At 25.2% G+C, this 1035-nt stretch carries 1 protein-coding gene; it reads right to left on the reverse strand.

Going from position 1 to position 1035, the window contains the following annotated elements:
- Positions 1–530: 530 nt before the first annotated feature.
- Positions 531–1035: transposase (locus KGF42_RS19055; RefSeq protein ID WP_227826902.1), on the reverse strand; the 505-nt coding region annotated here is incomplete at its 5' end.

A 1035-nucleotide genomic window follows, 5' to 3' on the forward strand; every position in this document is an offset into this window, starting at 1 on the left:
ATTTTGTCTGTTGAGATAATTTTACATGAATAATTAAGAATATTCTATATAAAATTTGATAAAAGTAACTGCAAAAATACCCTCCTTTCAAAATCTCGTTAGAAAGGATTATTTTTTATAACTTTGTATATGAATATTTCTAAATTTTTAAAAACGATATCTTTTGACAGAATGTAGCTCTGTATATACTGAAATATTATATTTATACTTTTCAAGAAAGCATAATAAAAATTCAGCTAGAGTAACTTAATTTGGAACAAGAAAACTGCCTTTAACTTCATCTAATCTTTTATTAGCATCTCTCTTTTTTTCAAATCCTCCCATCTTTTTCTACTTTCTCTTCCTTGATTCATCATCTCTAAATTCTAAGCACACTACATAGTTTTTATTTCTTTTTCTCATAAAAGTGTTCAGCATCATTCCTCCTATCAAAATTTATATATTTATATACCATACAGACAAGGCAAAAAATAGTCATTTCAGCTGATTTTTAACTGACTTTTTTTATTGTTTTACATAAAGTTTATGTTCTAAGTAAATTTATGCATGACAAAGATAAGATATATTCCACGTTTATTTTTTACTATTTTATTGTGTAGTCTAGAAATGTTATGAGCTATCGCCACAATAATACATTCTGATATAACATTTTCCTTACCTCGGCTTAAAAATCTTCTAAATTTCATATTTTGTTTTACTTGAGCTAAAGCTCCTTCTGCTTGTATACTTCTATTCATTCTAAGTTCACACCCCTCCGGGCTTATAATTCTCTTTAAGTTTTCTTTTCTTTTTTCATGAAATAACTTAGATACTTGTAAGTTTTTAGTTCTATTTTCAAGAAAAATCTTACTATTATTTTCCTTAATACAACTGCTTTTATATTGACAATCATGGCATTCTTCACAAGTATAACAAGTTATTTCACTTTTATAGCCTGTTTTTGATTTCCTATTTATTATTTTATTAGCAAATAGTTTTTTGCTATTTTTACAAATATAATAGTCATTTTTTTCATCATAATCCATATTATCAATA

The organism is Clostridioides sp. ZZV15-6383 (assembly GCF_020657735.1).
GTDB lineage: Bacteria > Bacillota > Clostridia > Peptostreptococcales > Peptostreptococcaceae > Clostridioides > Clostridioides difficile_D.